Origin of the sequence: Ancylobacter sp. Lp-2, assembly GCF_020523795.1 — a bacterium.
Taxonomy (GTDB): Bacteria; Pseudomonadota; Alphaproteobacteria; order Rhizobiales; family Xanthobacteraceae; genus Ancylobacter.
The window spans coordinates 52329-78583 of sequence record NZ_JAJALI010000005.1; the positions used below are offsets into that span (position 1 = coordinate 52329).

Genomic DNA, 26255 nt, shown 5'->3' on the forward strand with positions numbered 1-26255 from the left:
TTAGGCTTTGATGCGCCAGAGAATTCCGTCATGCGTCGACTCCCATGTAGAAGGCTTTCACACGCTCGGGATCGATGCCGGCGCCGCTGTCCTCGTGGACGACGCGGCCGAGACGCATGACATAGACGTGGTCGGAGAGGCGGATGGCCTCGATGGCGTTCTGCTCGACCAGCAGCACGGTGGTGCCGAGCTTGCGGATCTCCAGCACCGTGTCGAGGATCAGGTCGATCATCTGCGGGGCGAGGCCCATGGTGGGCTCGTCCATGATCAGCAATTGCGGGCGCGACATCAGCCCGCGGGCGATGGCGAGCATCTGCTGCTCGCCGCCCGACAGCGTGCCCGCCGCCTGGTTCATCCGCTTGCCGAGGATGGGGAACAGGCTGGTGAGCCGCTCGATGTCGCCGGCGATCTCCATGGCGTCGCCGCGCGAATAGGCGCCGAGCACCAGGTTCTCGCGCACGCTCATGCCAGCGAAAACCCTACGCCGTTCAGGCACATGGGCGATGCCGCGCCCGACGCGCAGCTCTGGCGCCAGCCCGGTGATGTCCTCGCCGGCGAACACGATCTTGCCGGCCGCCAGCGGCAAAAGGCCGGACAGCGCCATCAGCGTCGTGGTTTTGCCGGCGCCGTTGGAGCCCACCAGCGAGACGATGCGGCCCGGCTCGACCGTGAGGTCGACCCCGTCAATGGCGCGGATGCGGCCATAGGCGACCGACAGGCCGGAGACCTTCAGCAGCGGCTCGACCGGCCGCTCGGCGTGTGCAGTGGGGTGGATGATGGGAACGATCTCCGCCATGTCGATCACCTCGCCCGGCCGAGATAGGCGGCCTGCACCGCCGGATCGGCCAGCACCTGCTCCGGCTCCCCGTCGGCGAGCAGTTTTCCGTATTCGAGCACCGTCAGGTGATCGCACAGACTGCGGACGATCTGCATGTCGTGCTCGATCAGCAACACGGTAATGCCCTGCGCCCGCACCTGCCGGACGAGGTCGGCGATCTCCTGTTTCTCCAGCGCGTTCATGCCGGCGAGCGGCTCGTCGAGCAGGAGCAGCTTGGGCGAGGACATCAGCGCGCGGGCGATCTCGACCCGGCGCTGGTGGCCATAGGAGAGGGTGGTGGCGACGCGGTCGGCGACGTCGCGCCCCAGCCCGACGAAGGCGAGCAACTCATGGGCGCGGGCGATCATCGCCCGCTCGGCGGCGCGGGCCGTGCGGGCACCGAAGATCAGCGCCGGCGCCGAGGCGGAGAACCGCTGATGCGCCCCCACCAGCACGCTCTCCAGCACCGTCATGGCGCCGAACAGGCGGATGTTCTGAAAGGTGCGGGCGAGGCCGCGCCGGGCGAAGCCGTTGACGTTCAGCCCGCCGATCTCCTCGCCGTCGAAGACGAGGCGCCCGGCGGTCGGCCGGATGAAGCCGGTGAGCACGTTCAGCACCGTGGTCTTGCCGGCGCCGTTCGGCCCGATAAGACCATGGATCGCGCCGCGCGCGACCGCCATGTCGAGGCCGCCGACGGCTTCCAGCCCGCCGAAGCGGACGATCACCTGCCGGGCTTCGAGGAGCGCGCCGGTCTCTGCTCCCATCATGCGGCCTCCTTCGCCCGCGCGCCGGGCATGGTGAGGCCGACGCGGGCGCTGGCGGCGAGGCCCTGCGGACGGAATACCATCAGCACGATGAGTACTACGCCGAGCAGCGCGAAGCGGGTCTCGGGATAGGCCTGCACGAAGGGCAGGTCGAGGGCGAGCTGCAGGAACACGATCCAGATCAGCGCACCGACGAACGGCCCGAGGAAGGTGCCGAGGCCGCCGAGCACCACCAGCATCAGCAGCAGGATGTTCTCGAACAGGCTGAAGTTCAGCGGGCTGATATATTGCTGCGAGTGGGCGTAGAACACGCCGACGAAGCCGCCGACGAAGCCGCTGGTGGCATAGGCGTAGAGCTTGTAGCGTGCGGTGGGCACGCCCATCGCCTCGGCCGCCTCCTCGTCCTCGCGGATCGCCACCCAGGCGCGGCCGACATAGGAGCGCACCAGCCGGGCGACCGCAAACACCACCACCACCGCTAAAGCGAGAGCGAAGAAGAACTGCGCGCGCGGCGAGCCGAGCGCGATGCCGAACAGGTTCGGCGCCGGGATGCCGCGAATGCCCATCGGGCCGTTGGTCAGGTCCATCCAGTTGATGGCGACCACGCGGACGATCTCGCCAAAGCCCAGCGTCATGATGGCGAGGTAGTCGCCGCGTAGCTTCAGCGTCGGCGTGCCCAGCAGCACCGCGAAGCCGGCGGCCAGCAGGCCGGCGAGCGGCAGGTTGAGATAGAGCAGCCACCACACCTCCTGCGGGGCGACGCCGTAGCCGTCCTTCAGCACCAGCACGAACAGGATGGAGGTGAGGTAGGAGCCGACCGCCCAGAAGGCGACGAAGCCGAGGTCGAGCAGGCCGGCGAAGCCGACGATGACGTTGAGCCCGCTCGCCAGCATGCCGTAGATCACCACCATGGTGAGGATGCGCAGCCAGTAGTCCGACGGCACCATGAGCCCGACGATCACCGCGACAGCCAGCAGGCCGAATGCCGCCGGGGTGCCGGCCGCCGCGCCGCGGGCGAGCAGCGCGTCGCCGCGGGCGAAGATCGCCTGCAGCCAGCCGGCGCCGGCCGCCGAGGCGCCGCCGAGCAGGCTGCCGCGCCCGGCCGAGTTCAGTTCCGGACGGCCGAGCAGGCCCTGCGGGCGCATATAGAGCAGACCGACCAGCAGCACGAAGCTGATGGCGTCCTTCCAGGCGGTGCCGTTGGGCAGATAGCCGGCGCCCAGCGCCTCGACGAGGCCGAGGATCAGCCCGCCCAGCGCCGCGCCGGGCACCGAGCCGATGCCACCGAGCACGGCGGCGGTGAGCGCCTTCAGCCCGGGCAGGAAGCCCATGCTGGAATGGGCGAAGCCATAGGTCTGCGCATAGAGCAGGCCGGCCAGCGCGGCGAAGCCGGAGCCGATGGCGAAGGCCGCCGCCACCACCCGATTGACGGGGATGCCGACCAGCATCGCCGCCGTCTGGTCCTCGGCGCTGGCGCGCATGGCGCGGCCGAGCGAGGAGCGGGCGATGAACAGCGACAGGCCGAGCATGGCGACGACGGCGGTGGCCATCACCACCAGGTCCATCACCGAGAGATAGATGGAATCGAACAGCACCACCGGCTCGAGGGTGGCGAGGTAGAATTGCGGGAAGCGCAACTCCTCGGCGCCCCAGATGGTCTGGGCGAGGCTCTGCAGCACCACGGACACGGCGATGGAGGTGATGAGCGGGGCGAGGCGCGGGGCATTGCGCAGCGGCCGGTAGGCGATGCGGTCGACGACGACGCCGATCACCCCGGTGATGACGATGGCGCCGAGCGCGGCGATCGGCAGCGGGAAGCCGGGCATCGGCACCACGGTGCCGAACAGCCGCACTTCCGGCAGCATCAGCGAGGTGGTGAGGAAGGCGCCGAGCATGAACAGTTCGCCGAAGGCGAAGTTCACCAGCCGCACCACGCCATAGACCAGCGTGAACGCCACCGCGGTGAGGGCGTAGATCGCCCCGAGCACCAGTCCGTTCGCCAGTAGCTGCCCGAAATAGTCCATCATGCCTCTTCGCGTTGCCCGCCGGGGGGCCCTTGCCCGTCAGGAGCTTCGGCGCCGCGCGTCACGCCCGGCGCCGTCGATGGTGGGGAGCCTCACAGGGGGAGGCTCCTTGCTTTGTTCCCGCCGTTGCCTCGGGAGGGCAACGATGGAAGCAGCCGCCGGGCGGCTCCTTCCCTCTCCCCGTGGGGAGAGGTGGCCCGCAAAGCCGGTCGATGAGAGGCGACGACGTCGGAAAGCACCGAGGTCCCTCGCCTCACCCCTCTCCGTCGACATCGGATACATCCGACGTCGACCTTGCCGAAGACCGAACTCGGCAACTGCCGAGTTCGGACGGGGAGAGGGAGCATCTCCTCCTGCACCCATTGTCCGGGAGGGCAACGGTAGAAATAGCGGGCAGGCCGTTCCTTTTCCCGTCGGGGAGAGGGAGGCTCCCTTGTCTCCACCGTGGCCCGGGAGGGCACGGTGGAGACGGCTGACTGCCGATCCCCACCCGCCGCCCGGGCGTCACATCCTCACGGCTGCTTCGGCGCCAAGCCGAACTTACCGTCCTTGACGGCGAGGAAATAAAGCGCGCCGGCGCGGTCGCCGCTGGGGTCGAAGGTGGTCGGGCCGGTGACGCCCGGCACGTCCTTCAGCTTGCCGAAGGCGGCGTTGAGGCTCTCGCGCGTCACCGGGCCGTCCTTGGCGGCGAGATCGGCGGCGGCACCGAGGGTCATGCCGGCGTCGTAGCCCAGCGCCGCCCAGGCGCTCGGGTCTTCCTTGTAGGCGTCCTTGTAGGCGGCGAGGAAGGCCGCCGTCGCCGGGGTGGCGACCGCCGGGTCGAACATGCCGTAGACGATCATGCCCTCGACGGCGTCGCGGCCGAGCTTCACCAGATCGACGTTGAGCGCGCCGTCGGTCGAGATGAGTTGCGCCTTGATGCCGAGCGCGCGGGCCTGCTCGGCGATCTTCGCCGCCTCGGTGTAGAAGCCGCCGATGAAGATCGCGTCCGGCTTGGCGGCGCGCACCTTGGTCAGCAGGGTGCGGAAATCCTTGGCGCCGAGCAGGTAGGATTCGGTGCCGGCGATCTTGGCGCCGCCCTTCTCGGCGGCCTCGGAGAACGCCTTGGCGACGCCGATGCCGTAATCGTCCTGCTGGTTCAGCACATAGATCGACTTCACGCCCAGCGTCTTGGCGGCATAGGTGCCGGCCATGGCGCCCTGCACCGCGTCGGTGAGCACGTTGCGGCGGAAATACGGGCTGACATTCGACAGCGCCGGGCTGGTGACCGCCGAGGCGAGCACCGGCAGCTTGCACTCGGTGAACACCGGGATCGCCGCCAGCGCGATGGAAGAGAAGGAATAGCCCATCACCACGTCGACATTCTTGTCGGAGCAGAAGCGCTGGGCGATCAGCACGCCCTCGCGCGCCTCGCCGCGATCGTCCACCGCGTCGATCTTGAAGGTGGCGCCGCCCTTCTTGTTGAGCTCGGTCACCGCAAGGTCGAGGCCCTTGCGCATGTTGAGGCCGAAGGCGGCGAAGTCGCCCGACAAAGCGGCGGTGAAGCCGATGGTGATGTCCTCCGCGCGGGCGAGGCCCGGCGTGGCCAGGAGGCCGATGCCGATGAGGGCAGCGGCGATACGCGAGACCGTCATGCGAGTTCTCCTCTGGGGGAAGATCGTGCGTTTGCCGCACGCTGCCTTGTTTTGATGGGCGAAGTGTCGATGGGCGCGGGCGATCAGCGAAGCTCGACCGTCATCCAGGTTTCGAAGCAGTAGTCGTCGGCCAGCGACATCACGCCGATGGAGGCGCGGCCGCCGACGCCGATCTCGGGGCCGAACACCTGTTCGAACAGGTCCGTCAGCCCGCTCGCCACCAGATGCGGCTGGGTGAAGGCCGGGTCGCAGGCGATGAAGTTGAGCGAGCGCACCAATCCCTTGACGCGGTCGAGGTCGCCCACCGCGTCGAGGATGCAGCCGAGGCAGTTGAGGCCGGTGAGCCGGGCGGCCGCGTAGCCTTCCTCGACGGTGACGTCGCGGCCGAGGCGGCCGGGATACAGCACCTTGCCGGAGGCATCGACGCCGGCGGTCTGGCCGGAGAGGAACAGCAGCTTGTCGCTGAGATAATGCGGCTTCATCTTGCCGTAGAGCTGGCCGTAATAGTCCGTTCCGCCCCCGGCCGAGGGTATGGCGAGACCGAGCTCCGCCACCCGCTGCATTGCCGACACGCTCATTCATGCACCTCTTCAGTCACTCGTGCTGTGCACCCGATCTCCCTTCGATTTCGTTGTTTCGTCAAATGTAAAATAGGCGATAGTCCATAAAGCAAAGTTATAGCCTTGCCCGGCCACGAGGGTTCCGGGGCGGTGGCGCGGGGGCTATGTCAGGCGGATCGGCAGCGGGCGGTGCCGCCGGCGATCCACCGGCTGGCGGCTGCTGCAACTTTGGGCGCCGGCGGGCCGGAGCGCCCGACTTCAGCGCACCGACAGCAGATCGGGGGCGATGGCGCGGCGGAAGCGGTCCATGAAGGCGACCGAAATCCGCGAGGGCGGGCGGGTGCTCGGGCGGAACATGCCGAAGCGATAGGGCAGCACCGGGCGGAACGGCACCGCGACGAGGCCCATCGCCTCGAAGAAGCGGGCGGTGGCGGGGTCGACGACGGTGACGGCGCCGAGCTCGCGCACCAGCACGCAGGCGGTGCCGAAGAACTCCACCTCCGCTACCACGTTCCAGTGCGCCTGCGCCTCGAAGAACGCCTCGGCGGCGGCGATATGGGTGATGTGCTCGGGGAACAGGGTGACGAAGGGCATGGAATCGAGCTGGGCCGGCCCGACCACCTTCTCCCCGGCGAGCGGATGGTCGGCGCGCATCACGCACATGCAGCCGACCTCGAACAGCTCCAGCGAGGCGACGTGGATGTCGATCGGCAGCTCGGCGAAGCCGACGTCGAAGGCACCGACGGTGCCGAGGTCGCGCACCGCATAGGAGGAGCGGGTGATGAAGCGGGCGGTGGCGCCGGCATTCTCGCGCAGCACGTCGGCGATGATCGGCGGCAAGAGATAGGTGGCGAGGCCGGGCGGCGAGGCGATGAGCAGCGTCGCCGAGGACAGGCTCTTGAGGTTGCGCGAGATCGCCAGCGTGCGGTCCATGGCGTCCAGAGTGCGCACGATGGCGGCGAAGAAGGTCTCCGCCTCCGGCGTCGCCTCCAGCCGGCCATGGGCGCGGTGGAACAGCTTGAGGCCGATCTCGTCCTCCAGCCGGGCGATGAGATTGCTGATCGCCGGCTGCGACTTGCGCAGCACCGCCGCCGCCGCGCTCATCGAGCCGTTCTCATAGACGGCGCGGAAGGCTTCGAGATGTCGGGTATCCATCGGGGATGCACTCAAGCGGTTGCCGGCGGAGATCGCCGGGCGCGCGGCCGGTCGCGCGGCGCGCCGGCAGGTTAGCCGATCCGCGCCGGCGACGGGAACGCCGGAGGCGCCGATCTTGTGCCGATCTTGCGCCGGCAGCGCTCAGCCCATGCAGGCATCAGCCCATGCAGGCATTCTCGGCGGCGCTGTAGCCGGGCGGGCGCGGGGCGCTGCTGCCCGGCCGCCCCCGGCCGAGGGCGCCGTCGGAACGGGCGCGCAGATAGACGAAGATGGCGTCGAGATAGCACATGACGTTCGGGTTCTCGCCGAAGGCCGGCATCACCAGCTCCTGGCTGGCATCGACGTTCTTCTTGCCGTTGGTGACGGTGTCGACAAAACGGTCGTAGTCGATGGTCTTCAGCGCGTCGACCAGCGAAGGGGCGAAGCTCGACCCCAGACCGTCGGGGCCGTGGCACTGCATGCAATTGGCGGTGTACCGGAGATAGCCGACCGAGGTGTACCAGTCGACGGTGCCGTCCGGCGCGATCTTGAAGGTCGGATTGCCGTCCTTGTCGGTGTACTTGCCGTCCTCCGACCCGGTGGCGGCGGGATTGCCCGACCCGTCGGCGCGCAGCGCCGGGGGCGCGGACAAAAGGACGGCCGAAAACAACAGGCCTGCCGCCACGACGACCCCGCCTCGCGCGCCCATGTCCCGCTCCCACGCCCTGCTTCCGACGGCTCCCGATCCGGCGCCGGCGCCGGACGGCGCACGCATCGGGACGCGCGCCATCCGTCCAGCATCGCACGGCACGCCCGCCATGTCGCGGCCATCGCATGTGCGGCAAATCGTGCCCGATGGGCGGGGGATACCGGCGGGACGGCGGCTTCCACGCATCGCCGTCCCGCCGGCGCCGCTTTCGCGCTACTCTGTCCCGATGGTCCGATTTCAGCGGTGTGGACATGACCGACGCGGCACCCGAGTCACCCGGCGACGCCGAGACGACCCGCCCGCCGGACGACGCCTCCCCTCCCGCCCGCCGGCGCCGGTGGGGCCGGCTCTACGCGCTCGGCCTGCTCGTCATCGTCTTCCTCGCCCTCGCCCCTCTGCTCAGCGCCCTGCTCGCCGGGCTCATCGCCAACCTCGCCGGCTGCAGGCTGGACGAGGGAAGCGTGCATCCCTGCATCATCGCAGGCCGTGATGTCGGCGAACCGCTCTACACTATGGGTGTGCTTGGCTGGCTCAGCCTCGCCACCCTGCCCGCTGGCGGCATCCTGCTGCTCGCCTGGGCAGCCATCGGCCTGCTTCACCTCGGCTGGCGATCCCTTCAGGCGGCCCACCGGCCGCGATGACGCCGGCCCGTGCCATCGGGGACGGCGAGCCGGCGTGCTATTCCGGTAATCGAGTTGTGGTGTTTGCGCGCTAAAGCCAGATATCCGAGGATTCTTAAGGGATCGACAGGAGGTTTTCGGCTCGAATGGGCGAGCGAAGACCCGCAATCGGAATGGGACCAGGGAGAGCAGCATGCAGCTCGGTGTCGTCGGCCTCGGCCGGATGGGTGGCAATATCGCGCGGCGCCTCGCCCGCGCCGGCCATGCCTGCGTCGTGTGGGATCGCAACCTCGCCGCTGCCGGCGCGCTCGCCGGCGAGGGCATGACCGCCGCCGCCGACCTCGCCGACCTCGTCGCCAAGCTCGACGCGCCGCGCGCGGTGTGGGTGATGCTGCCGGCCGGCGCGCCGACCGAGGAGACGGTGAACGCGCTCGCCGACCTGATGTCGCCCGGCGACATCGTCATCGACGGCGGCAACAGCTTCTACAAAGACGACATCCGCCGCGCCGAGACGCTGGAGCCCAAGGGCATCCACTATGTCGACGTCGGCACCTCCGGCGGCGTATGGGGCCTGGAGCGCGGCTATTGCATGATGGTCGGCGGCGCCAAGGTGGCGGTGGACCATATCGACCCGATTCTCGCCGCCCTCGCCCCCGGCAAGGGCAGCATCCCGGAGACGCCCGGCCGCGAGGGCCGCGATCCGCGCGCCGAGCAGGGCTACATCCATGCCGGGCCGGCCGGCTCGGGCCACTTCGTCAAAATGATCCATAACGGCATCGAATACGGCCTGATGCAGGCCTATGCCGAGGGCTTCGAGATCCTGAAGAACAAGAGCTCGGCCGCGCTGCCGGAGAACGAGCGCTACACGCTCGACCTGCCCGACATCGCCGAGGTGTGGCGGCGCGGCAGCGTGGTGTCCTCCTGGCTGCTCGACCTCACCGCGATCTCGCTCGCCCAGGACGAGCACCTCGCCGAATTCCCCGGCGAGGTGGCCGATTCCGGCGAGGGGCGCTGGACCGTGATGGCGGCGGTGGAGGAAGCGGTGTCGGCCGAGGTACTGACCGCCGCGCTCTACACCCGCTTCCGCTCGCGCCAGGACCACACCTTCGGCGAGAAGATGCTGTCGGCGATGCGCTTCCAGTTCGGCGGCCACACCGAATTCAAGGCGAAGTAACGTTTCAGGACAGGTAATCGATCATGGCCGGCGAGACCGTCGTTCTCGGGCAGAAGGTGCTGGCGCCGGATACGGCACCCGCGCCCGCCTCCACCTTCTTCATCTTCGGCGCCTCCGGCGACCTCACCAAGCGGCTGCTGCTGCCCTCGCTGTACAACCTCGCCAATGAGGGGGTGCTGCCGGAGGACTTCGCCATCATCGGCGTCGACCACATCGAGCAAAGTGAGGAGGACTATCGCGCCTACCTCACCGAGGCGACCAAGGGGCTGCCCGGCTCCTGCGATGTCGGTGGCAATATCTGGAACTGGCTGATCAGCCGCATCGGCTACATCGCCGGCGACTTCGAGGACCCCGCCACCTATGGCCGCATCCGCGAGCGGCTCGACGGGCGGGCCGGGCAGACCGGCAATGCGGTGTTCTACCTCGCGGTAGCCCCGCGCTTCTTCGCCGCCATCTCCGAGCAGCTCGGCGGCGCCGGGCTGCTCAAGGAGGAGGATGGAGCCTTCCGCCACATCGTGGTGGAGAAGCCCTTCGGCTCCGACCAGCCCTCGGCGCGGGCGCTCAACAAGCGCCTGCTGGCGGTGGCCGACGAGCGGCAAATCTACCGGATCGACCATTTCCTCGGCAAGGAAACCGTGCAGAACATGATGGCGCTGCGCTTCGGCAACGGCATCTTCGAGCCGATCTGGAGCAAGGAATATATCGACCACGTGCAGATCACCGCCGCCGAGACGGTGACGGTCGAGCAGCGCGGGCGCTTCTACGACGCCACCGGCGCGCTGCGCGACATGGTGCCGAACCACATGTTCCAGTTGCTCGCCATGACGGCGATGGAGCCGCCGAACTCCTTCGACGCCGATGCGGTGCGCACCGAGAAGACCAAGGTGATCGAGGCGATCCGCCACATGAAGCCGAGCGACGCCATCGGCGCGGCGGTGCGCGGCCAGTACCGCGCCGGCATCATCAACGGCCAGCCGGTGAAGGATTATCGCGCCGAGCACGACGTCGCGCCCGACAGCCGCACCGAGACCTATGTGGCGCTGAAATGCTTCGTCGATAGCTGGCGCTGGAACGGCGTGCCCTTCTATGTGCGCACCGGCAAGGCGCTCTCCGTGCGGCGCACCGAGATCGCCATCCAGTTCAAGCGCGCGCCCGGCGTGCTGTTCCGCCATTTGCCCACCGCGCTGAAGCCGAACCTGATGGTCATCCACGTGCAGCCGGACGAGGGCGTCTCGCTGCGCTTCGCCGCCAAGGTGCCGGGCCGCAAGGTGAAGCTGTCGGAAGTCGAGATGGACTTCAAATATGCCGACTACTTCAAGGCGGCGCCGTCCACCGGCTACGAGACGCTGATCTATGACTGCCTGTGCGGCGACCCGACGCTGTTCCAGCGCGCCGACACCATCGAGGCGGGCTGGGAGGCGGTGGAGCCGATCATCGACGCCGTCGCCGGCGGCGACGACGACGTGCAGTTCTATTCCGCCGGCTCCAGCGGCCCGGCCATGGCCGACGTCATGCTGGCGCAGGACGGCTTCCAGTGGCTCTCTCTCGATCAGATGCGTGCACGATGAACAGTTCCCCTACCCCCTCCGGCCGTATTTCGCTGATGGTCTCCGACGTCGACGGCACGCTGGTCGACAAGCAGAAGGCGGTGACGCCCGCCACGGCGGCGGCGGTGAGCCGGCTGCGCGAGGCCGGCGTGCCTTTCTGCGCCGTCTCGGCCCGGCCACCGCGCGGCATGAAGATCCTGGTCGAGGCGCTCGGCCTCGACCTGTTCGGCGGCTTCAATGGCGGCGAGATCCTGCGCGGCGACTTTTCGGTGGTCGAGCAGCATTTCATCGCCCGCGAGGCGGCGCAGACCGGCATCGAGATGATGCGCCAGCGCGGCGCCGGCATCTGGGTGTTCGCCGACAATGAGTGGTTCCTCACCGATCCCGACAACCAGTATGTCGCCGGCGAGATTCGCACCGTGGCCTTCCAGCCGACGGTGGTCAGCGCGTTCGGCGACCATGTCGCGCGGGCGGGCAAGATCGTCGGCGCCTCCAGCGACTTCGCCATGCTGGAGGCCTGCGAGGCCGAACTCCAGCCCTTGCTGGGCAGCGGCGCCACGGTGAAGCGCTCACAGCCGAAATATCTCGACCTCACCCCGCCCGGCACCGACAAGGGCCATGCCGTGCGCGCCTTCGCGGCGCATTACGGGGTGCCGCTCGACGAGGTCGCGGTCATCGGCGACATGCACAACGACCTGCCGATGTTCACCAATGCCGGGCTCGCCATCGCCATGGGCAATGCCGCGCCGGAGGTGAAGGCGCAGGCGCATGTGGTCACCACCGCCAATGACGCGGACGGGGTAGCGCACGCCATCGAGCAGTTCGTGCTGCCGCGCGCCGGCGGCAGGGGCTAGGGCCACAGCTTGGACTAAGGCCGCGGCAGGAGCTAATGCCGCGGCTTGGGCCAGGCCGTTGCTTGGCTTAAGCCGGGCGGCGGCTCACACGCCGATCGGCATGCGCGCCGGGTCGCGCTCGACGGCGCGCGGGGCGACCAGCGCCTTCCAGGTCGACAGCGCCCGGTTCGGCGCCGGAAAGGCCGGGCGCGGCACGAAGCGGCCCCGGCCGGGGCGCGGCGCGTCGTTGCGACCTTGTGAGAACACCACCTCGCCGCGCGACAGGGTGAAGCGCGGCAGGCCGCGCACCTCGACGCCCTCGAACACGTTGTAGTCGATGATCGAGGCCTGCGTTCCCGCGCGGATGGTCTTGGACGCCTTGGGGTCCAGCACCACGATGTCGGCATCGGCGCCCGGCGCGATGGCGCCCTTCCTCGGATAGAGGTTGAGGATGCGGGCGATGTTGGTCGAGGTGGCGGCGACGAACTCGCTCGGCGTCAGCCGGCCGGTCTCCACACCCTTGGTCCACAGCACTGGCATGCGGTCCTCCAGCCCGCCGGTGCCGTTGGGAATGCGGGTGAAGTCGTCGAGCCCCATGCGCTTCTGCACGGTGGTGAAGGCGCAATGGTCGGTCGCCACCACCTGCAGCGATCCGGCCGACAGCCCGGCCCACAGGCTGTCCTGATGCGCCTTGTCGCGGAAGGGCGGCGACATCACCCGCTGCGCCGCATAATCCCAGTCCGGATGCCGGTAGACGCTCTCGTCGAGCGTGAGATGCTGGATCAGCGGCTCGCCATAGACCCGCATGCCCTTCTGCCGCGCCCGCCGGATCGCCTCATGCGCCTGCTCGCAGGAGACGTGCACGATATAGACCGGCACCCCGGCGGCATCGGCGATCATGATGGCGCGGTTGACCGCCTCGCCCTCCACCTCCGGCGGGCGGGAAAAAGCGTGCGCCTCCGGGCCACGCACGCCCTCGGCGAGGTATTTCTGCTGGAGCGCGGCGACGATGTCGCCGTTCTCGGCATGCACCAGCGGCAGCGCGCCGAGCGCGGCGCAGCGCTGGAAGGAGGCGAACATCTGGTCGTCGTCGACCATCAGCGCGCCCTTATAGGCCATGAAGTGCTTGAAGCTGTTGACGCCGCGCGCCACCACCTGCTCCATCGCGTCGAAGATCGCCTGCGACCAGCCGGTGACGCACATGTGGAAGGAATAGTCGGCGCTGGCCTGGCGGGCGGCCCGCGCCTGCCAGGCGTCGAGGGCGCCGAGCAGGTTTTCGCCGTCGGGAATGACGAAGTCGACCACCATGGTGGTGCCGCCGGCCAGCCCGGCGAAGGTGCCGCTTTCCCAGGTCTCCGCCGCCGTGGTGCCCATGAACGGCATTTCGAGATGGGTGTGCGGGTCGATGCCGCCCGGCATCACATAGGTACCGCTGGCGTCGAGCACGGTGTCGCCGGCGAGGTCCGGCCCGATGGCGGCGATGGTCTCGCCCTCGATGAGCACATCCGCCGCATAGGCACGGTCGGCGGCGACGACGGTGCCGCCCTTGATGACGATGGACAAAGCAATCTCCTCCTCAGGCACGCCTCAGGCACGCGGCGCCCGCCCAGCAAGGATCGTGCCCGGCCGGAGGTCCCGGCCGTTCGCGAGGTCAGTCGCGCAGCGCGCGATAGGCACCCTGCAACGCCTCGAAGCCGCGGAAGCGCCGCGCATGCCACGCCGCCGTCGCCGCGTCCGGCGGGTATTCCGCCTCGATCTCCGACATGGCCGACATCGCCGCCTCGACGCCCTCATAGCGCCCGGCCGCCACCGCCCCCAGCATCGCCGCTCCCAGCAGCACCGGCTCGCCGGAGCGCACCGCCGCGATGCTCACGCCGGCGGCATCGGCCAGCACCTGCCGCACCAGCGGGCTCTGGCCGGCGCCGCCGGACACCACCACCGTGCCGGTGCGCGCGCCCTTGGCCGCCTGCGCCTCGAGGATCTGCCGCAGCCCGTAGCCGATGCCGGCAATGCCGGCCATGTAGAGCCCGACCAGGCTGTCGAGGTCGTCGTCCATGCCGAGGCCGGCGACGATGCCGCGGGCGAGATGGTCGGCGAAGGGCGCCCGGTTGCCGAGGAATTCCGGCACCACGTAGAGCGTGCCGGCGAGCTCGGCGATCGCCGCCGCGCCGCCGGCCGCCTCGGCGCGATGCGCCAGCCAGATGCTGAGATTCTGTCCCTCGGCCTTCGCCAGCTCCAGCGCCTCCGGCGCCGCCGGGTGCAGCCGCACCAGCCGGTCGATGGCGGCGCCGGCCGCCGACTGGCCGCCCTCATTGAGCCAGAAGCCCGGCACCATCGCCGAGAAATACGGCCCCCACACGCCGGGCACGAAGGCCGGCTCGGTGGTGGTCAGCAGGGTGCAGGCCGAGGTGCCGAACACATAGGCCATGCGGTTCAGCGCGTTGCCGTCGCCGCCGCGCGCGCCCACCGTGCCGATGCCGCCGGCATGGGCGTCAATCAGCCCAGCGCCGACCGCTGTGCCCGGCGCGAGGCCGAGCTCCGCCGCCGCCTGCGCGGTGAGGCCGGTGCCGAGCGGGGTGCCGGCGGCCACCACCTCGGTGCCGATGCGGGCAAAGCCCTCGTCCGCCAGCGCGCCGAGGCCGATCTTGCGGAAATAATCCGCATCCCAGCGCTGCTCATGCGCGAGATAGGTCCATTTGCAGGTGAGCGTGCACACCGAGCGGGCGAGGCTGCCACTCGCCTTCCAGGTGAGGAAGTCGGCGAGGTCGAGGAACTGCCAGGCGCCAGCGAAGGTTTCCGGCAGCTTCTCGCTCAGCCAGAGCAGCTTGGGCGTCTCCATCTCCGGCGAGATGATGCCGCCGACATAGTCCAGCACCGGGCTGCCCAGCGCGTTGATGCGGTCGGCCTGCCCGGTGGCGCGGTGGTCCATCCACACGATGACGTTGCGGGCGGGATCGCCGTGGCGGCCGACCGGCAGCGGCCGGCCCTCGGCGCCCAGCACCACCAGCGAGCAGGTGGCGTCGAAGCCGATGCCCTCGACATCGTCAGCCGCGATGCCGGCGCGGGCGACCGCCTCCTTCACGCTGGCGCAGACGCAGGCCCAGATATCATCGCTGGACTGCTCGACGACGTCGCCATGCTCTTTCCAGATGCGGATGTCCCGCTTGGCGACGGCCAGCTGCCGGCCGTCGGCGTCGAAGATGCCGGCGCGCACGCTGCCGGTGCCGACGTCAATTCCAACGAAACATCCGCTCATGCTCAAAGGTCCGTTGCGTTCGGCAGGATCACGAGGTCACGAACCGTGACGTTACGCGGACGGGTCAGCATGAAGATGACGCAGTCCGCCACCTCCTTTGCCTCCATGAGGGCACCCGAGGCAAGCGCCTCGTCGAGCTTGGCCTGCGGCCAGTCCTTGATCAGGGCGGTGACCACCGGGCCGGGCAGCACCGCGCCGACGCGCACGCCATGCGGGGCCATCTGCCGGCGCACGGTGTGGACAAAGGCCTGCACGGCGAATTTCGACGCCGTGTAGACCGGCTCCCACACCACCGGCACCACGCCGGCCACCGAGGAGGTGAAGATCACGTCGCCGGTCTTGCGCTCGACCATGTGCGGCAGCACCGCCTGCACGGTGCGGAAGGCGGCGTTGACGTTGAGGTTCAGCACCCGGTCCCATACGTCCGGGTCGCCCTCCACCACGTTGCCGCCGATATAGGCGCCGGCATTGGCGTGGAAGATGTCGAGCGGGCCGCAGGCGTCGAGGATCTGCGGCAGCATGGTGGCGACGCTCGCCGGATCCAGGAGGTCGACCACTACCGGCACGGCCTTCGGGCCGAGCTCGGCGCAGATGGATTCGAGTGCGTCCGCGGCGCGGTCGACGAGGGCGACGGTGGCGCCCTCCTCCAGCATCGCGCGGGCGCATTCGAGGCCGATGCCCGATGCTGCCCCGGTGATGGCCGCAACCTTGCCCTGAAGCCTGCTTCCCATGTCAGTCCCCGATTCCTTCGAAAATGGACAAGGCCCGGCCGCGCAAGGCGGCCGGGCCGAATGAGGCGCGCCGGCGGCTCAGCCGCGCAGCTTGATCTGCAGCTTCACGTCGTCCGGCAGGCCCTTGGCCGCGCGGTCGAAGGCCTCGATGCTGCGGGCGAAGTCGAAGGTCTCGGAGATCAGCGGCTTCAGGTCGACCTTGCCGGAGGCGATGAGGTTGACCGCGCGGTCGAAATTATTGGCGTAGCGGAACACCGTCTCGATGCGCGCTTCCTTGATGATCGCCGCCGCGACGTCGAACCTGGTCGGCTCGACCGGCATGCCGATCAGCACCAGCGTGCCGCCCGGTCGCACGATGTCGAAGATGCCGTCATAGGCGCGCGGCGAGCCGCTGGCCTCGAACACCACGTCGGCGCCCCAGCCCTCGGTCTCCTCGGCGATCACGTCCTTGAGCGCCCGCTCGGTGATGTTCACCGGGTGGATGCCGGCATATTGCCCGGCGATGGCGAGCTTCGGCGCCGAGAGGTCGGAGATGTAGACCCGGGCGCAACCACCGGCGAGGGCGGCCAGCGCCGTCATGATGCCGATCGGGCCGCAGCCGATCACCACCGCCACGTCGCCGGGGGTGATGCGCGCCCGCGTCGCCGCCTGCAGGCCGACGGCGAAGGGCTCGACCATCGCGCCTTCGGCGAAGGAGACGTTGTTCGGCAGCTTGTAGGTGAAGGCGGCGGGATGCACGACCTCGGGGGTCAGCACGCCATGGATCGGCGGCGTCGCCCAGAAGCGCACATCGGGATCGACATTGTAGATGCCGAGCTTGGTCGCGCGCGAACTCATGTTCGGCACGCCCGGCTCCATGCAGACCCGGTCGCCGACCTTGAGGTTCTTCACGTTGGCGCCGACCGCGATGATGGTGCCGGCCGCCTCGTGGCCGAGCACCATCGGCTCGCGCACCACGAAGGAGCCGATGGCGCCATGGGTGTAGTAATGCACGTCGCTGCCGCAGACGCCGACCGTGTCGATGGCGATCTTCACGTCGTCGGGGCCGACCTCCTGCGGGAGGTCGATGTCGCGAAGGGAAAGCTCGCCCTTCTTTTCGAGAACCAGTGCCTGCACCATGGGCTTTTCCTGCTGGGGTTGCCGTCGTCGGCGGGCTCTAGAGAGCGAGGCCGGCGGCGTTGAAGAGATAGATGTGGCCCGGCGCGATGCCGAGCTTCAGCGCATCGCCGGGCTTGAGCTCCGGCCGGCCGGGGGTGAGCGCGATCACCGGCTCGCCCGGAGTGCCGGACGTCGACTGGCGGGCATAAAGCTGGGTCGAGCCGCCCAGGCTCTCGGCGAAGTCGAGGGTGAGCGACAGCACCGGATCGGCGGCGCCGACCGTGAGATGCTCCGGCCGCAGGCCGACGGTCACGGTGTCGCCGACCTTGGCGCGGGCGGCCGCGGGGGTGTCGACGCCGAGCGAGCCGCCGGCAAAGGCCGGATGATCGAGCCGCAGGCCGGTGCCGGAGACGGACGACACCTTGGCGCTGATGAAGTTCATCTTCGGCGAGCCGATGAAGCCGGCGACGAAGGTGTTGGCCGGCTTGTCGTAGAGCTCGGTCGGCGAGCCGATCTGCTCGACGAGGCCGGCGCGCAGCACCACGATGCGGTCGGCCAGCGTCATCGCCTCCACCTGATCGTGGGTGACGTAGACCATGGTGGCGCCGAGGCTGCGATGCAGCTTGGCGATCTCGACGCGCATCTGCGAGCGCAGCTCGGCATCGAGGTTGGACAAGGGCTCGTCGAACAGGAACAGCTTGGGGTGGCGGACGATAGAGCGCCCGATGGCGACGCGCTGGCGCTGGCCGCCGGACAAAGCGCGCGGCTTGCGCTCCAGCAGCGCCTCCAGCTGCAGGATGCGCGCGGCCTCCATCACCTGGGCGCGGATCTCCGCCTCCGGGCGCTTGGCCATGCGCAGGCCGAACGCCATGTTCTCGAACACGTTCATGTGCGGGTAGAGCGCGTAGGACTGGAACACCATGGAGACCTCGCGCTTGGCGGGCTCCTCATAGGTGACGTCGCGGCCGTCGATGTAGAGCTGGCCCTCGCTGACATCCTCGAGGCCGGCGATCATGCGCAGGAGCGTGGACTTGCCGCAGCCCGAGGGACCGACGAACACCACGAACTCGCCCTTGCTGGCGGCAAAGCTGACGCCCTTGATGACCGAGGCATCGCCATAATTCTTCTTGATGTTGTCCAGTCGCAAGAAAGTCATCAGCTCAAACTCCAGATAGGGCCGGCCCCGGCCTGCGGGGCGCCGTCCATCAGCTCTCCAGCAGCGCGCTGGCGCAGCGTTCGTCGGTCACCAGTCGCTTCACATATCCCGCCCGGAGGATCGCCCGGACGATCGGCACCTTGTAGAGACCGCCCGACGCCAGGATCGAATGGCGCACCGGGCTCAGTTCGTGCGGCGCCAGCGACAGCACGCGCTCGTTGAGCGGGTGGTCGACCGGCCGGCCGTCGGCAGCGAGGAACACGCCGAGCAGGTCGCCGACGGCACCGGCGGCGGCGAGGCTCGCCAGGCTTTCCGAGACGGTCTGGGTCTGCACCAGCAGCGAGCGGGTCGTCATGTCGCCGCAGGACAGCAGCGCCATGTCCACCGTGCGGGCCCGGCGCATGGTTTCGCTGATGCCGTGATGCGAGAGCAGCATGGTGCGGCTTTCCGGCGTCGGGAAATACAGCGGCGCGGCGAGATAGTAGCATTCCGCCGAGATCGAGCGCGCATAGCCGGTCGCCACCTCGAAGGTGGAGGCGCCGGAGCCGCGGGTGAGCCCGCCCATCACCGAGGTCACCCAGCTCTGCGGCATCGGCCGCACGGTGACGCGCTTGAGACCGGCGGCCAGCGTCTTGCCCCAGCCGACGCCGAGGCCCATGCCGTTCTCGAACAGGCCGTCGAGCAGCGCGCCGGCGGCCTCGCCGATGACGCGCTGCTGCTCGGCCTCGTCCGGCAGGCTCGGCACCACCGTGGCGCCCTCCAGCCCGTATTTCTCCTTCAGCCGCTGCTCGGCCTCGACGCATTCCGCCATCGGCAGGCGGATGTCGATGAAGACCGAGCCGTCGGAACGCACCTGGCCGAGGATCTTGTTGATGCGCAGGCGGGTGAGCCCGAGCTGGTCGGCGATGTCCTGCTGCGTCAGGCCGCCGATGAAGTACAGCCAGGCGACGCGGGCGCGGATCTGCGCCGCCTCGATCTCCTGTGCCGCCACCAGCCTGCCGCGCTCGCGTCCACCGCCGTTCATTCCGCCCCCCTCAGGCAAAGGCCTGCCTGAGCCGCGCCGAGGTCGCCTCGAGCGCGGTCAGGATCGACCCGCTATCCTGCTCGAAGGCATAGAACACCTCGAGGAAGACCGGAGCCGGGGCGATGCCGGTCCGGCGCAGCAGCGCCGCGGCATCCACAGGATCGACCTTGCCGGGCACGGTGAAGTCCCAGTGACGGTCGAGGAGGAAGTCTGTCTGCTGGATGTGGACGGCGGTGATCACGTCGGCGAGGTCGCGGAACCACGGCTCCATGGCGCCGTGATCCGGGCCGTAAAGCGGCTCGATGGTGCCGTGCCCCCAATCCGGGCACAGCCGCCACGGCACCGCGCTATCGGCCACGTCATCCATCATCCGCCGCGCCTGCGCCACCGTCCACGGCCATTCGCGCCGCATCGGCGTCGGCTCGACATAGAGCTCGCTCAGGCCTTCGGCCTTGGCGCGGGCGCCGAGCCGGTGCATGCGGGCGATCAGGTCGGTGTAATCGGCCTCGTCGAGTGCCTCCGCCTCGCGGCCGTCCAGCCGGGCGGGAATGGCGCCGAGCGGGCCGCCGACGCGGGGAATGCCGGCCAGCGCCGCGAAGCGGTAGGCGCGGCCGAGCCACTCCTCCGCGTAGTCGCGCACCTCGCGGTCGGGATGCAGCAGCTGGTTGAAGGTGTAGTGGGCGAGGCCGATGAAGGCGCTGTGCACGGTGACGCCATTCGCCTGCGCCTGCCGCCGCAGATCGGCGGCATGGCGGTCGAGGATGGCGTCCGGCCACATCGGGTCGGCGAGGTCGTAGGAGAACTGCACCAGGTCGAGGCCGAGGCGCTCGCGCACCAGCGGCGCCCACAGCTCCGGCGTCACCCAGCGCTTCACGCAGAAGGACAGGTTGATGCCGAAGGGGATGGGCTGCACGTCGCTCACAGCGCCGTCCGTCACTTGGTCGCTCCCATGGTCAGGCCGCGCACCATGTGGCGGGAGACGATGAGCGCGAAGATCGTCACCGGCAGCACGATGACGGTGCCGGTGGCCATGATCTTGCCCCAGGGCAGCTCGTAGCCGGACATGAAGGAGGTGGCGACCACCGGGGCGGTCTGCACGTTGCGGCGGGTCAGCACCAGCGCGTAGAGCAGCTCGTTCCACGAGAAGATGAAGGAGAAGATCGCGGAGACCGCGATGCCCGGCGCGCCGAGCGGCAGGTAGATCTTGCGGAAGATGGTGAACTGGTCGGCGCCGTCGAGGCGGGCCGCCTGCTCCAGATCCGGCGGGATCGACTTGAACTGGTCGGTGACGATCCACACCACGATCGGGATGTTGAAGGTCAGGTAGATCAGGATCAGCACCAGATGGGTGTCGAGCAAATTGGCGTACATGGCGAGCAGGTAGACCGGCAGCGCCAGCACGATCGGGCTCGTCATGCGGTTGGAGATGAACCAGAACCACAGGTCCGACTTGCCGCGGAAGTCGTAGCGGGCGAGCGCGAAGGCCGCCGGCGTGCCGAGCACCACCGACAAAAGCGTGCTCAGCGTCGCCACGATCAGCGAGTTGACGATGGCGCCGGAGACCTTGGTGTCGGCGAAGATGTCGACATAGTTCTGCAGCGTCGGGGTGAAGAACCACACCGGCGGCGAGGCGAGGATGTCGGACTGCGTCTTGAAGCTCGCCATCACCATCCACACGAACGGGAACAGCGTGAAGACGACGATGGCGGTGAGCCCGATGGCGTGAAGGATCTTGCCGCGCATCACTGGACCTCCCGGTAGAGCAGGCGGATGTACAGCCGGCTGATGACGATGGTGATGATCAGCAACAGGATGGCCTGCGCCGAGGCGGTGCCGAGATCGAAGATGCGGAAGCCGACGCGCTGGATGTAGATCGAGATCAGGTCCGTGGCCGAGCCCGGCCCGCCGCGCGTCATCACGAACACCATGTCGAACAGCTTCAGCACGTCGGCCGAGCGCAGGATCATCACCGCGGTGAGGCCGGGCAGCAGGTAGGGCAGCTGCACATGGCGCAGCAAAGCGAGCTTGGACGAGGTCTCCAGCCGCGCCGCCTCCTCGATCTCGCCGGGCACCATGGACAGGCCGGCGAGGAAGATCAGCGCGCAGAACGGCGTCCACTGCCAGACGTCCATGATGACGATGGCGGCGAAGGCGCCGCCCGGCGTCGACAGCCAGTCGACCGGCCCGAAACCGGCGAAGGAGAGGAACTGGTTGGCGACGCCGAAATCGCGGTTGAAGATCAGCCGGCCGATCAGGCCGACCACCGCATAGGTGGTGGCGAGCGGCACCACCAGCGTCACCCGGGCGAGCGATTTCAGAAGGCCCATGCCCGGCTTGTGCAGCAGGAGCGCGATGATCAGGCCGAGCACCACCTGGATCGGCAACACGGTGACGTAGAACTTGGCGGTGAGCAGCAGCGACGACCAGAAGGTGCTGTCGGTCAGCACCGAGACATAGTTCTCGAAGCCGACGAAGGGAAAGCCCTCGCGCGGCCGGGTGATGTTGTAGCGCCGGAACGAGGTAACCAGCGCGAAGATCGTCGGGTAGATGCCGATCAGGAACAGGGTGAGCACGGCTGGCGCCAGGAACCACAACGGCGTCCAGCGGCCGTAACCGCGATTGGGCTTGGTGGGCGCTGCCCGCATGGCTTCACTCATCGCATCGTCCTGGTGGCATCGTCCCGATGGCAGGGACCGGGGGAAAGGCGCCGCGCTGAGGCGGCACGGATCACTCCAGATTCGTATGGTTGGCGCGCATCTGCGCCGGCGACACGCCCAGCCGCTCGCGCAGGCTGAGGACGAGGATCTCGAACAGGATGTAGAGCGCGCCCTCGTAAAGCGAACCCATCGGCAGCACCGAATTGGCGGCGGTGCCCTGGTCGCTCGCCATGGTCTGGGCGGGCACGGTAAGCACAAGGTCGGCCCGCTGCGCGGCGGCGCCCGCCGGCTCGGCGGTGACCACCAGCACCCGGGCGCCGGCAGCCTTCGCCACACCGATCAGCGCGGAGACGGTGGAGAAATCGCCCGGACCGGCGGAGACCACGAGCAGGTCGCCCGTGCCGACCGGCGGCGTCGTCATGTCGCCGACCACCGCGACCTTCAGGCCGAGATGGAACAGCCGCATGGCCAGCCCCTTGATCTGCAGCCCCTCGCGGCCGACGCCATAGAGCGCGATGCGCCCGGCGGCGGCGATGGCGGCGATGGCGGCGTCGAACTCCTCGCTACGCACCGCATCGAGGCAGCCGCGCAATTCGTCCAGCGCCCGGCCATGGAGAGTGGTCATGTCGTCGGATCCCGGCACGGTTTCAGAAAGAAGGGGGCGGACGCCGCTTCGCGGGAGAGGGCGTCCGCCCAGCGAGGTCGACGATGCACGGGGGGAGAACCGCGGGCATCGCCGGCTTCAGGTCGCGACGGTCACTGGAGAAGCTTCTTCTTCCCGTCGTAATAGCCTTCCTTGCCGAGGATCTGTTCCATGCGGGTGCCGATCTCCTTGGCGCCGCCCTCGACGGTGACTTCGCCCAGCATCATCTTGGAACCCCACTCGGCGACGATCTCGGAGATCGCCGGCCAGGCCGGGAAGCGCGGACGATACTCGGGCACGCCGGCCTGCCAGGAGGCGACCAGCGGCTCGACGAACTTGTACTTCGCCTTCACGTCCGGGTCGTTATAGACCGCCGTGCGACCCGACACGCCGCCGGCATCGACATAGGCCTTGGCGATGGCCTCCGAGGTGGCCCACTGGATGAACAGCCAGGTCGCCTTCTGCTGCTCGGGCGAGGCCTGCGAGGCGACGGCGAGCGAGAAGCCGCCCAGCGCCGGCAGGCGGCCGGCCGGGCCGGCGGGCTCGGGAGCCACGGCGAGGCAGTCGCCGAGCTTGGAGGTCGCCGGATCGGCGAGGGTCGAGTAGAAGGCCGACCACTCGGTGATCATCGCCACCTGGCCCTGCGCCAGCGCGTTCACCGCCTCGGCGTGATCGAAGGACACGTCGCCGGGCGGCATGTACTTCATCAGGTCCTGGCGGAAGGCGAGGCCGGTCTGGCTTTCCTTGCTGTTGAGGTTGGACTTGAAGTCCTTGTTCAGCAGCGAGCCGCCGAACGGCCACAGGAAGCGCATGAAGCTGTCGGCCGACTGCGTCTCGCCGCGGCGCGACTGCAGGGCATAGGCGTACTGGTTCTTGGAAGCGTCGGTCAGCTTCGGACCATAGACGTCCTTCAGCTCGGCCCAGGTCGCCGGCGGCTTGTCGAAGCCGGCCTCCTTCAGCTTGCAGGAATTGTAGAACAGCAGGCCGGAATAATTGTCGAAGGGCAGGCCGTAGGTCACGCCGCCCCAGGAGCCGAACGCGTCCAGCAGCAGCGGGAAGAAGCCCTTGAGGTTGAGGTCGGGATCGGTGATCGCCTTGTCCTTGGCGAGATCGTCGACCGGAACCAGCCAGCCGTTCTCGGCGAATTCGCCGATCCAGACGAGATCGACCAGCGCCATGGTGAGGTCGCCGCGCGAGGTGAAGTTCAGCACTTCCTTCTCACGGGCGTTCTCGTAGGGGACGATCTCGTAATTGACCTTGATGCCGGTCTTCTTCTCGAATTCGGGCAGCAGCTTGATGATGGCCCGGTAGCCGGGGCGGTCGAGGAAGATACCGTTGATCTCGGTACCCTTCAGCGGCTTGGCGGCGTCTTCGAGCCAGTCGGCCATGGCGGCGACCGGGATCGCGGCGGTCATGGCAGCGGTCGCGGCCCCGAGGGCGACGACGCTGGCGCAGATTCTCAATGCACGCTTCATTGTTTTCCTCCTGAGATGGCGCAGCGCCGGGTGCTGGGCGAGGCCGACATGCGGACGGCTCGGGCCGTCTCTCCTTAGTGGCGGACAGTGGTGCAGCGCCGGGCGCTGTCCTCCCCATCCGCATCCCGCGCGACGCACCCCATCCCGCTGCCACCGCTTCGAAAAGCCCGGCCGTCAATGTCGGGTGCGCCCGTCTTGCGACGATGAAACCGATACATTTGTAATCTCAAATATGCAATAGCATCGCGACGGGATATGATCCACCTGTACCGTTGTGAGCGGGGAGACGCGTAGGATGGCACCGGAACACCGCGGCGAGGCCGATCCGCTCCAGGCACGGCTGGCCGCCGCCGAGAAGCTGGCGCGGCGGGCGGGCACCAAGGCGCGCGCCTTTTTCCTCGATCGCGACACGCTGCATCCGATCTCGAAATCCGACTCGCAGGATCTCGTCAGCGAGGCGGACCGCGGCATCGAGGCGTGGCTGCGCCGGCAGATCGCCCGGCAATTCCCGCTGGACGGCATTGTCGGCGAGGAAGAAGCCACCACCGAGGGAAGCTCGGGCTTCGTCTGGGTGATCGATCCCATCGACGGCACCATGCCCTTCCTGGTCGGCCAGCCGAACTGGACGGTCTCCATCGGTCTCGCGCGCGACGGCGAGCCGGTGGCCGGCGCCATCCACGCGCCGATGCTGCGCGAGACCTACACGGCGGCGGCGGGAGGCGGTGCCCGGCTCAACGGGCATCCACTGGCCATGAACCTGGACTGGAACGTCGCCTCCACCACCATCGGCTTCGGTGCCACCCAGAAGGCGTCGCCGCAGGAGGCCGGCGCCTTCGTGGAGGCGCTGTATCGCGAGGGCGGCGTGCTGTTCCGGGTCGGCTCGGGGGCACTCATGCTCGCCTATGTCGCGGCCAACCGGCTGGCCGGCTATTACGATCCGACGCTGCATTGCTGGGACTGCTGGGCCGGCATCGTGCTGATCCGCGAAGCCGGCGGCGTGGCGACGTTCGACGGCGATTTCGGCAATCCCGGCCCGATCTGGGCCGGCAATCGCCAGGTGCACGACACGCTGCGCCGCCTGAGCGGCGCAGCGGCCTGAGCGGCGCAGCGGCCTGAGGCGTCGCCTCACGACAGGGCAAGCCGACGCCTGTGCCGCAGGCCGAGCGCGATGACGAGACCCGCCATCGCCGCCACGGCGCCGACGAGGAACACGCTGCCATAGCCGGCGCGGTCGGCCATCAGCCCGGCCAGCGGCCCGGTGAGGCCGTAGGCGAGATCCTGGAAGGCGGAGAAGCCGCCAAGCGCGGTGCCGCGCAGATGCGGCTCGACCAGCCGCACCACTTCCCGTCCCATGGCGGGGAAGATCATCGAACAGCCGAGCCCGGTCAGGAAGGCGCCGAGAAGCGCCAGCATCGGCGTCGGCGCGCTCCAGATCAGCACCTGGCCGACGACCTCGACGGCGAGCGAGCCGGTCGCCACCGGCAACCCGCCGATGCGGTCCGGCAAATGGCCGAACAGCACGCGGACCAGCACGAAGCCGCCGCCGAAGGCGGTGAGGCCGAGGCCGGCATGGCTCCAGCCGCGATCGAGGAAGTACAGGGTGAAGAAGGCGCCGATGGCCGCGAAGCCGATGCCCTGCAGGCAGATGATCGAGCCATGCGCCCAGATCCGACCGATCACGCTCCAGAAGGACGGGCGCTCGGCGCCGGGATGCGCGGCGACGCCGGGAAGGCGCCAGATCGCCAGCAGGCCGAGGCATGGCAGCAGCGCGCTCACCGCCATGGCGCCGGCGAAGCCGACGCGGTCGAGCAGCAGGAGGCCGAGCGGCCCGCCGACGGCGAGCGCGCCATAGATGGCGGCGCCGACCAGCGCCAGCACCTTGCCCGAGCGGGCGGGCCCGACCAGGCCGATGCCCCAGGCGATGATGCCGACGGCGACCAGGCTCTCGCCCAGCCCGACCAGCAGCCGGCCGGCAAGGAGCACCGGATAGGCCAGCGAGGTAGCCGGCAGCGGCAGGCCGGCCGCCAGCGAGGTGAGCGCCCCGGCGACGTAGAGGGCGAGCCCCCAGCCCACCGCGCCCTTCGGTCCGCGACGGTCCGACAGGCTGCCGGCATAGCCACGGCTGACGATGGTGGCGAGAAAGGCGATGCCAACCCCGAGCCCGGCCCAGACATTGCCGAGGCCGAGCGCCCCGGTGACATGAACCGGCACGATGGGCAGCGAGACGCCGATGCACAGATAGGACAGGAAGAGAATGGCGGTCAGCAGCAGCAGGCGGCCCTGCGCCGGATCGCGCATCGATTGGAAAGCCATGGTGATCTCCAGGCTGTTCCTCGTGTGACGGGCGCAAAAAAACGCACTCCGATCGACGAGGATCGTTGAGTGCGTTGCTTGACGTC

At 69.0% G+C, this 26255-nt stretch carries 24 protein-coding genes; 5 read left to right on the forward strand and 19 right to left on the reverse strand.

Translation table 11 applies throughout. The features are described 5' to 3' along the window. Positions 1-28 precede the first annotated feature (28 nt). The 7 genes from LGR54_RS13835 to LGR54_RS13865 all read right to left on the reverse strand — a co-directional run bounded on the left by LGR54_RS13835 (position 29) and on the right by LGR54_RS13865 (position 7642). Positions 29-796: an ABC transporter ATP-binding protein gene (locus LGR54_RS13835; RefSeq protein ID WP_370638203.1), complete on the reverse strand. Its 768-nt coding sequence runs from the start codon at positions 794-796 to the stop codon at positions 29-31. Positions 797-801: 5 nt separating this feature from the next. Next, positions 802-1584: an ABC transporter ATP-binding protein gene (locus LGR54_RS13840; protein ID WP_230362566.1), complete on the reverse strand. Its 783-nt coding sequence runs from the start codon at positions 1582-1584 to the stop codon at positions 802-804. Then, positions 1581-3608 carry an ABC transporter permease gene (locus LGR54_RS13845; RefSeq protein ID WP_230362567.1) on the reverse strand — a complete coding sequence of 676 codons (2028 nt, stop codon included), beginning with the start codon at positions 3606-3608 and terminating at the stop codon, positions 1581-1583. Before LGR54_RS13845 ends, LGR54_RS13840 begins: the two co-directional genes overlap by 4 nt. A gap of 509 nt (positions 3609-4117) precedes the next feature. Beyond that, positions 4118-5239, reverse strand: a complete 1122-nt coding sequence (locus tag LGR54_RS13850) for an ABC transporter substrate-binding protein (RefSeq protein WP_230362568.1) — start codon at positions 5237-5239, stop codon at positions 4118-4120. A gap of 83 nt (positions 5240-5322) precedes the next feature. Continuing rightward, positions 5323-5817 carry a RidA family protein gene (locus LGR54_RS13855; RefSeq protein WP_230362569.1) on the reverse strand — a complete coding sequence of 165 codons (495 nt, stop codon included), beginning with the start codon at positions 5815-5817 and terminating at the stop codon, positions 5323-5325. A gap of 240 nt (positions 5818-6057) precedes the next feature. Continuing rightward, positions 6058-6954: a LysR family transcriptional regulator gene (locus LGR54_RS13860; RefSeq protein WP_230362570.1), complete on the reverse strand. Its 897-nt coding sequence runs from the start codon at positions 6952-6954 to the stop codon at positions 6058-6060. 157 nt (positions 6955-7111) lie between these two features. After that, positions 7112-7642 carry a c-type cytochrome, methanol metabolism-related gene (locus LGR54_RS13865; protein ID WP_230362571.1) on the reverse strand — a complete coding sequence of 177 codons (531 nt, stop codon included), beginning with the start codon at positions 7640-7642 and terminating at the stop codon, positions 7112-7114. A 251-nt stretch (positions 7643-7893) separates the two neighbouring features. Here LGR54_RS13865 and LGR54_RS13870 point away from each other — a divergent pair, with 251 nt between their 5' ends. The 4 genes from LGR54_RS13870 (at position 7894) to LGR54_RS13885 (ending at position 11837) form a co-directional block, all read left to right on the forward strand. Continuing rightward, a complete protein-coding gene (locus LGR54_RS13870) occupies positions 7894-8283 on the forward strand; it encodes a hypothetical protein (protein WP_230362572.1) in 390 nt (129 codons plus the stop codon). Between the two features lie 82 nt (positions 8284-8365). Beyond that, positions 8366-9436, forward strand: coding sequence for a phosphogluconate dehydrogenase (NAD(+)-dependent, decarboxylating) (gnd, locus tag LGR54_RS13875; RefSeq protein WP_370638209.1), 1071 nt, complete (start codon positions 8366-8368; stop codon positions 9434-9436). A gap of 23 nt (positions 9437-9459) precedes the next feature. Then, positions 9460-11004: a glucose-6-phosphate dehydrogenase gene (gene zwf / locus LGR54_RS13880; protein ID WP_230362574.1), complete on the forward strand. Its 1545-nt coding sequence runs from the start codon at positions 9460-9462 to the stop codon at positions 11002-11004. Beyond that, positions 11001-11837, forward strand: coding sequence for an HAD family hydrolase (locus LGR54_RS13885; protein WP_230362575.1), 837 nt, complete (start codon positions 11001-11003; stop codon positions 11835-11837). The genes zwf and LGR54_RS13885 overlap by 4 nt, the downstream gene beginning before the upstream one ends. Before the next feature lie 84 nt (positions 11838-11921). Here LGR54_RS13885 and hydA read toward each other — a convergent pair whose 3' ends face one another. From hydA to LGR54_RS13940, 11 genes are all read right to left on the reverse strand, one after another. After that, the gene (gene hydA / locus LGR54_RS13890; protein WP_230362576.1) at positions 11922-13379 is read right to left on the reverse strand and encodes a dihydropyrimidinase; all 1458 of its coding nucleotides are present in this window, start codon (positions 13377-13379) and stop codon (positions 11922-11924) included. Positions 13380-13467: 88 nt separating this feature from the next. Beyond that, positions 13468-15072 carry an FGGY-family carbohydrate kinase gene (locus tag LGR54_RS13895; RefSeq protein WP_230362577.1) on the reverse strand — a complete coding sequence of 535 codons (1605 nt, stop codon included), beginning with the start codon at positions 15070-15072 and terminating at the stop codon, positions 13468-13470. Positions 15073-15074: 2 nt separating this feature from the next. Next, entirely contained in the window at positions 15075-15803 is a 729-nt protein-coding gene (locus LGR54_RS13900; protein WP_230362578.1) for an SDR family oxidoreductase, read from the reverse strand. 78 nt (positions 15804-15881) lie between these two features. Next, positions 15882-16919: an NAD(P)-dependent alcohol dehydrogenase gene (locus tag LGR54_RS13905; protein ID WP_230362874.1), complete on the reverse strand. Its 1038-nt coding sequence runs from the start codon at positions 16917-16919 to the stop codon at positions 15882-15884. A 40-nt stretch (positions 16920-16959) separates the two neighbouring features. Then, entirely contained in the window at positions 16960-18057 is a 1098-nt protein-coding gene (locus LGR54_RS13910) for an ABC transporter ATP-binding protein (protein ID WP_230362579.1), read from the reverse strand. A gap of 49 nt (positions 18058-18106) precedes the next feature. Further along, on the reverse strand, positions 18107-19081 hold the full coding sequence (locus LGR54_RS13915; RefSeq protein ID WP_230362580.1) for a sugar-binding transcriptional regulator: 975 nt from the start codon (positions 19079-19081) through the stop codon (positions 18107-18109). Positions 19082-19091: 10 nt separating this feature from the next. After that, entirely contained in the window at positions 19092-20018 is a 927-nt protein-coding gene (locus tag LGR54_RS13920; RefSeq protein WP_230362581.1) for a TIM barrel protein, read from the reverse strand. Continuing rightward, entirely contained in the window at positions 20015-20824 is an 810-nt protein-coding gene (locus LGR54_RS13925; protein WP_230362582.1) for a carbohydrate ABC transporter permease, read from the reverse strand. The genes LGR54_RS13920 and LGR54_RS13925 overlap by 4 nt, the downstream gene beginning before the upstream one ends. Next, positions 20824-21738 carry a carbohydrate ABC transporter permease gene (locus LGR54_RS13930; RefSeq protein ID WP_230362583.1) on the reverse strand — a complete coding sequence of 305 codons (915 nt, stop codon included), beginning with the start codon at positions 21736-21738 and terminating at the stop codon, positions 20824-20826. Before LGR54_RS13930 ends, LGR54_RS13925 begins: the two co-directional genes overlap by 1 nt. A 70-nt stretch (positions 21739-21808) precedes the next feature. Beyond that, positions 21809-22363: an SIS domain-containing protein gene (locus LGR54_RS13935; protein ID WP_230362584.1), complete on the reverse strand. Its 555-nt coding sequence runs from the start codon at positions 22361-22363 to the stop codon at positions 21809-21811. Between the two features lie 131 nt (positions 22364-22494). Further along, positions 22495-23856, reverse strand: coding sequence for a sugar ABC transporter substrate-binding protein (locus tag LGR54_RS13940; RefSeq protein WP_230362585.1), 1362 nt, complete (start codon positions 23854-23856; stop codon positions 22495-22497). A 295-nt stretch (positions 23857-24151) separates the two neighbouring features. On the opposite strand from LGR54_RS13940, the gene LGR54_RS13945 reads away from it, so the two are divergent. Continuing rightward, on the forward strand, positions 24152-24955 hold the full coding sequence (locus LGR54_RS13945) for an inositol monophosphatase (protein ID WP_230362586.1): 804 nt from the start codon (positions 24152-24154) through the stop codon (positions 24953-24955). Positions 24956-24981: 26 nt separating this feature from the next. Here LGR54_RS13945 and LGR54_RS13950 read toward each other — a convergent pair whose 3' ends face one another. Further along, complete coding sequence (locus LGR54_RS13950; protein ID WP_230362587.1) at positions 24982-26169, reverse strand: arabinose transporter; 1188 nt, start codon at positions 26167-26169, stop codon at positions 24982-24984. Between the last annotated feature and the right edge of the window lie 86 nt (positions 26170-26255).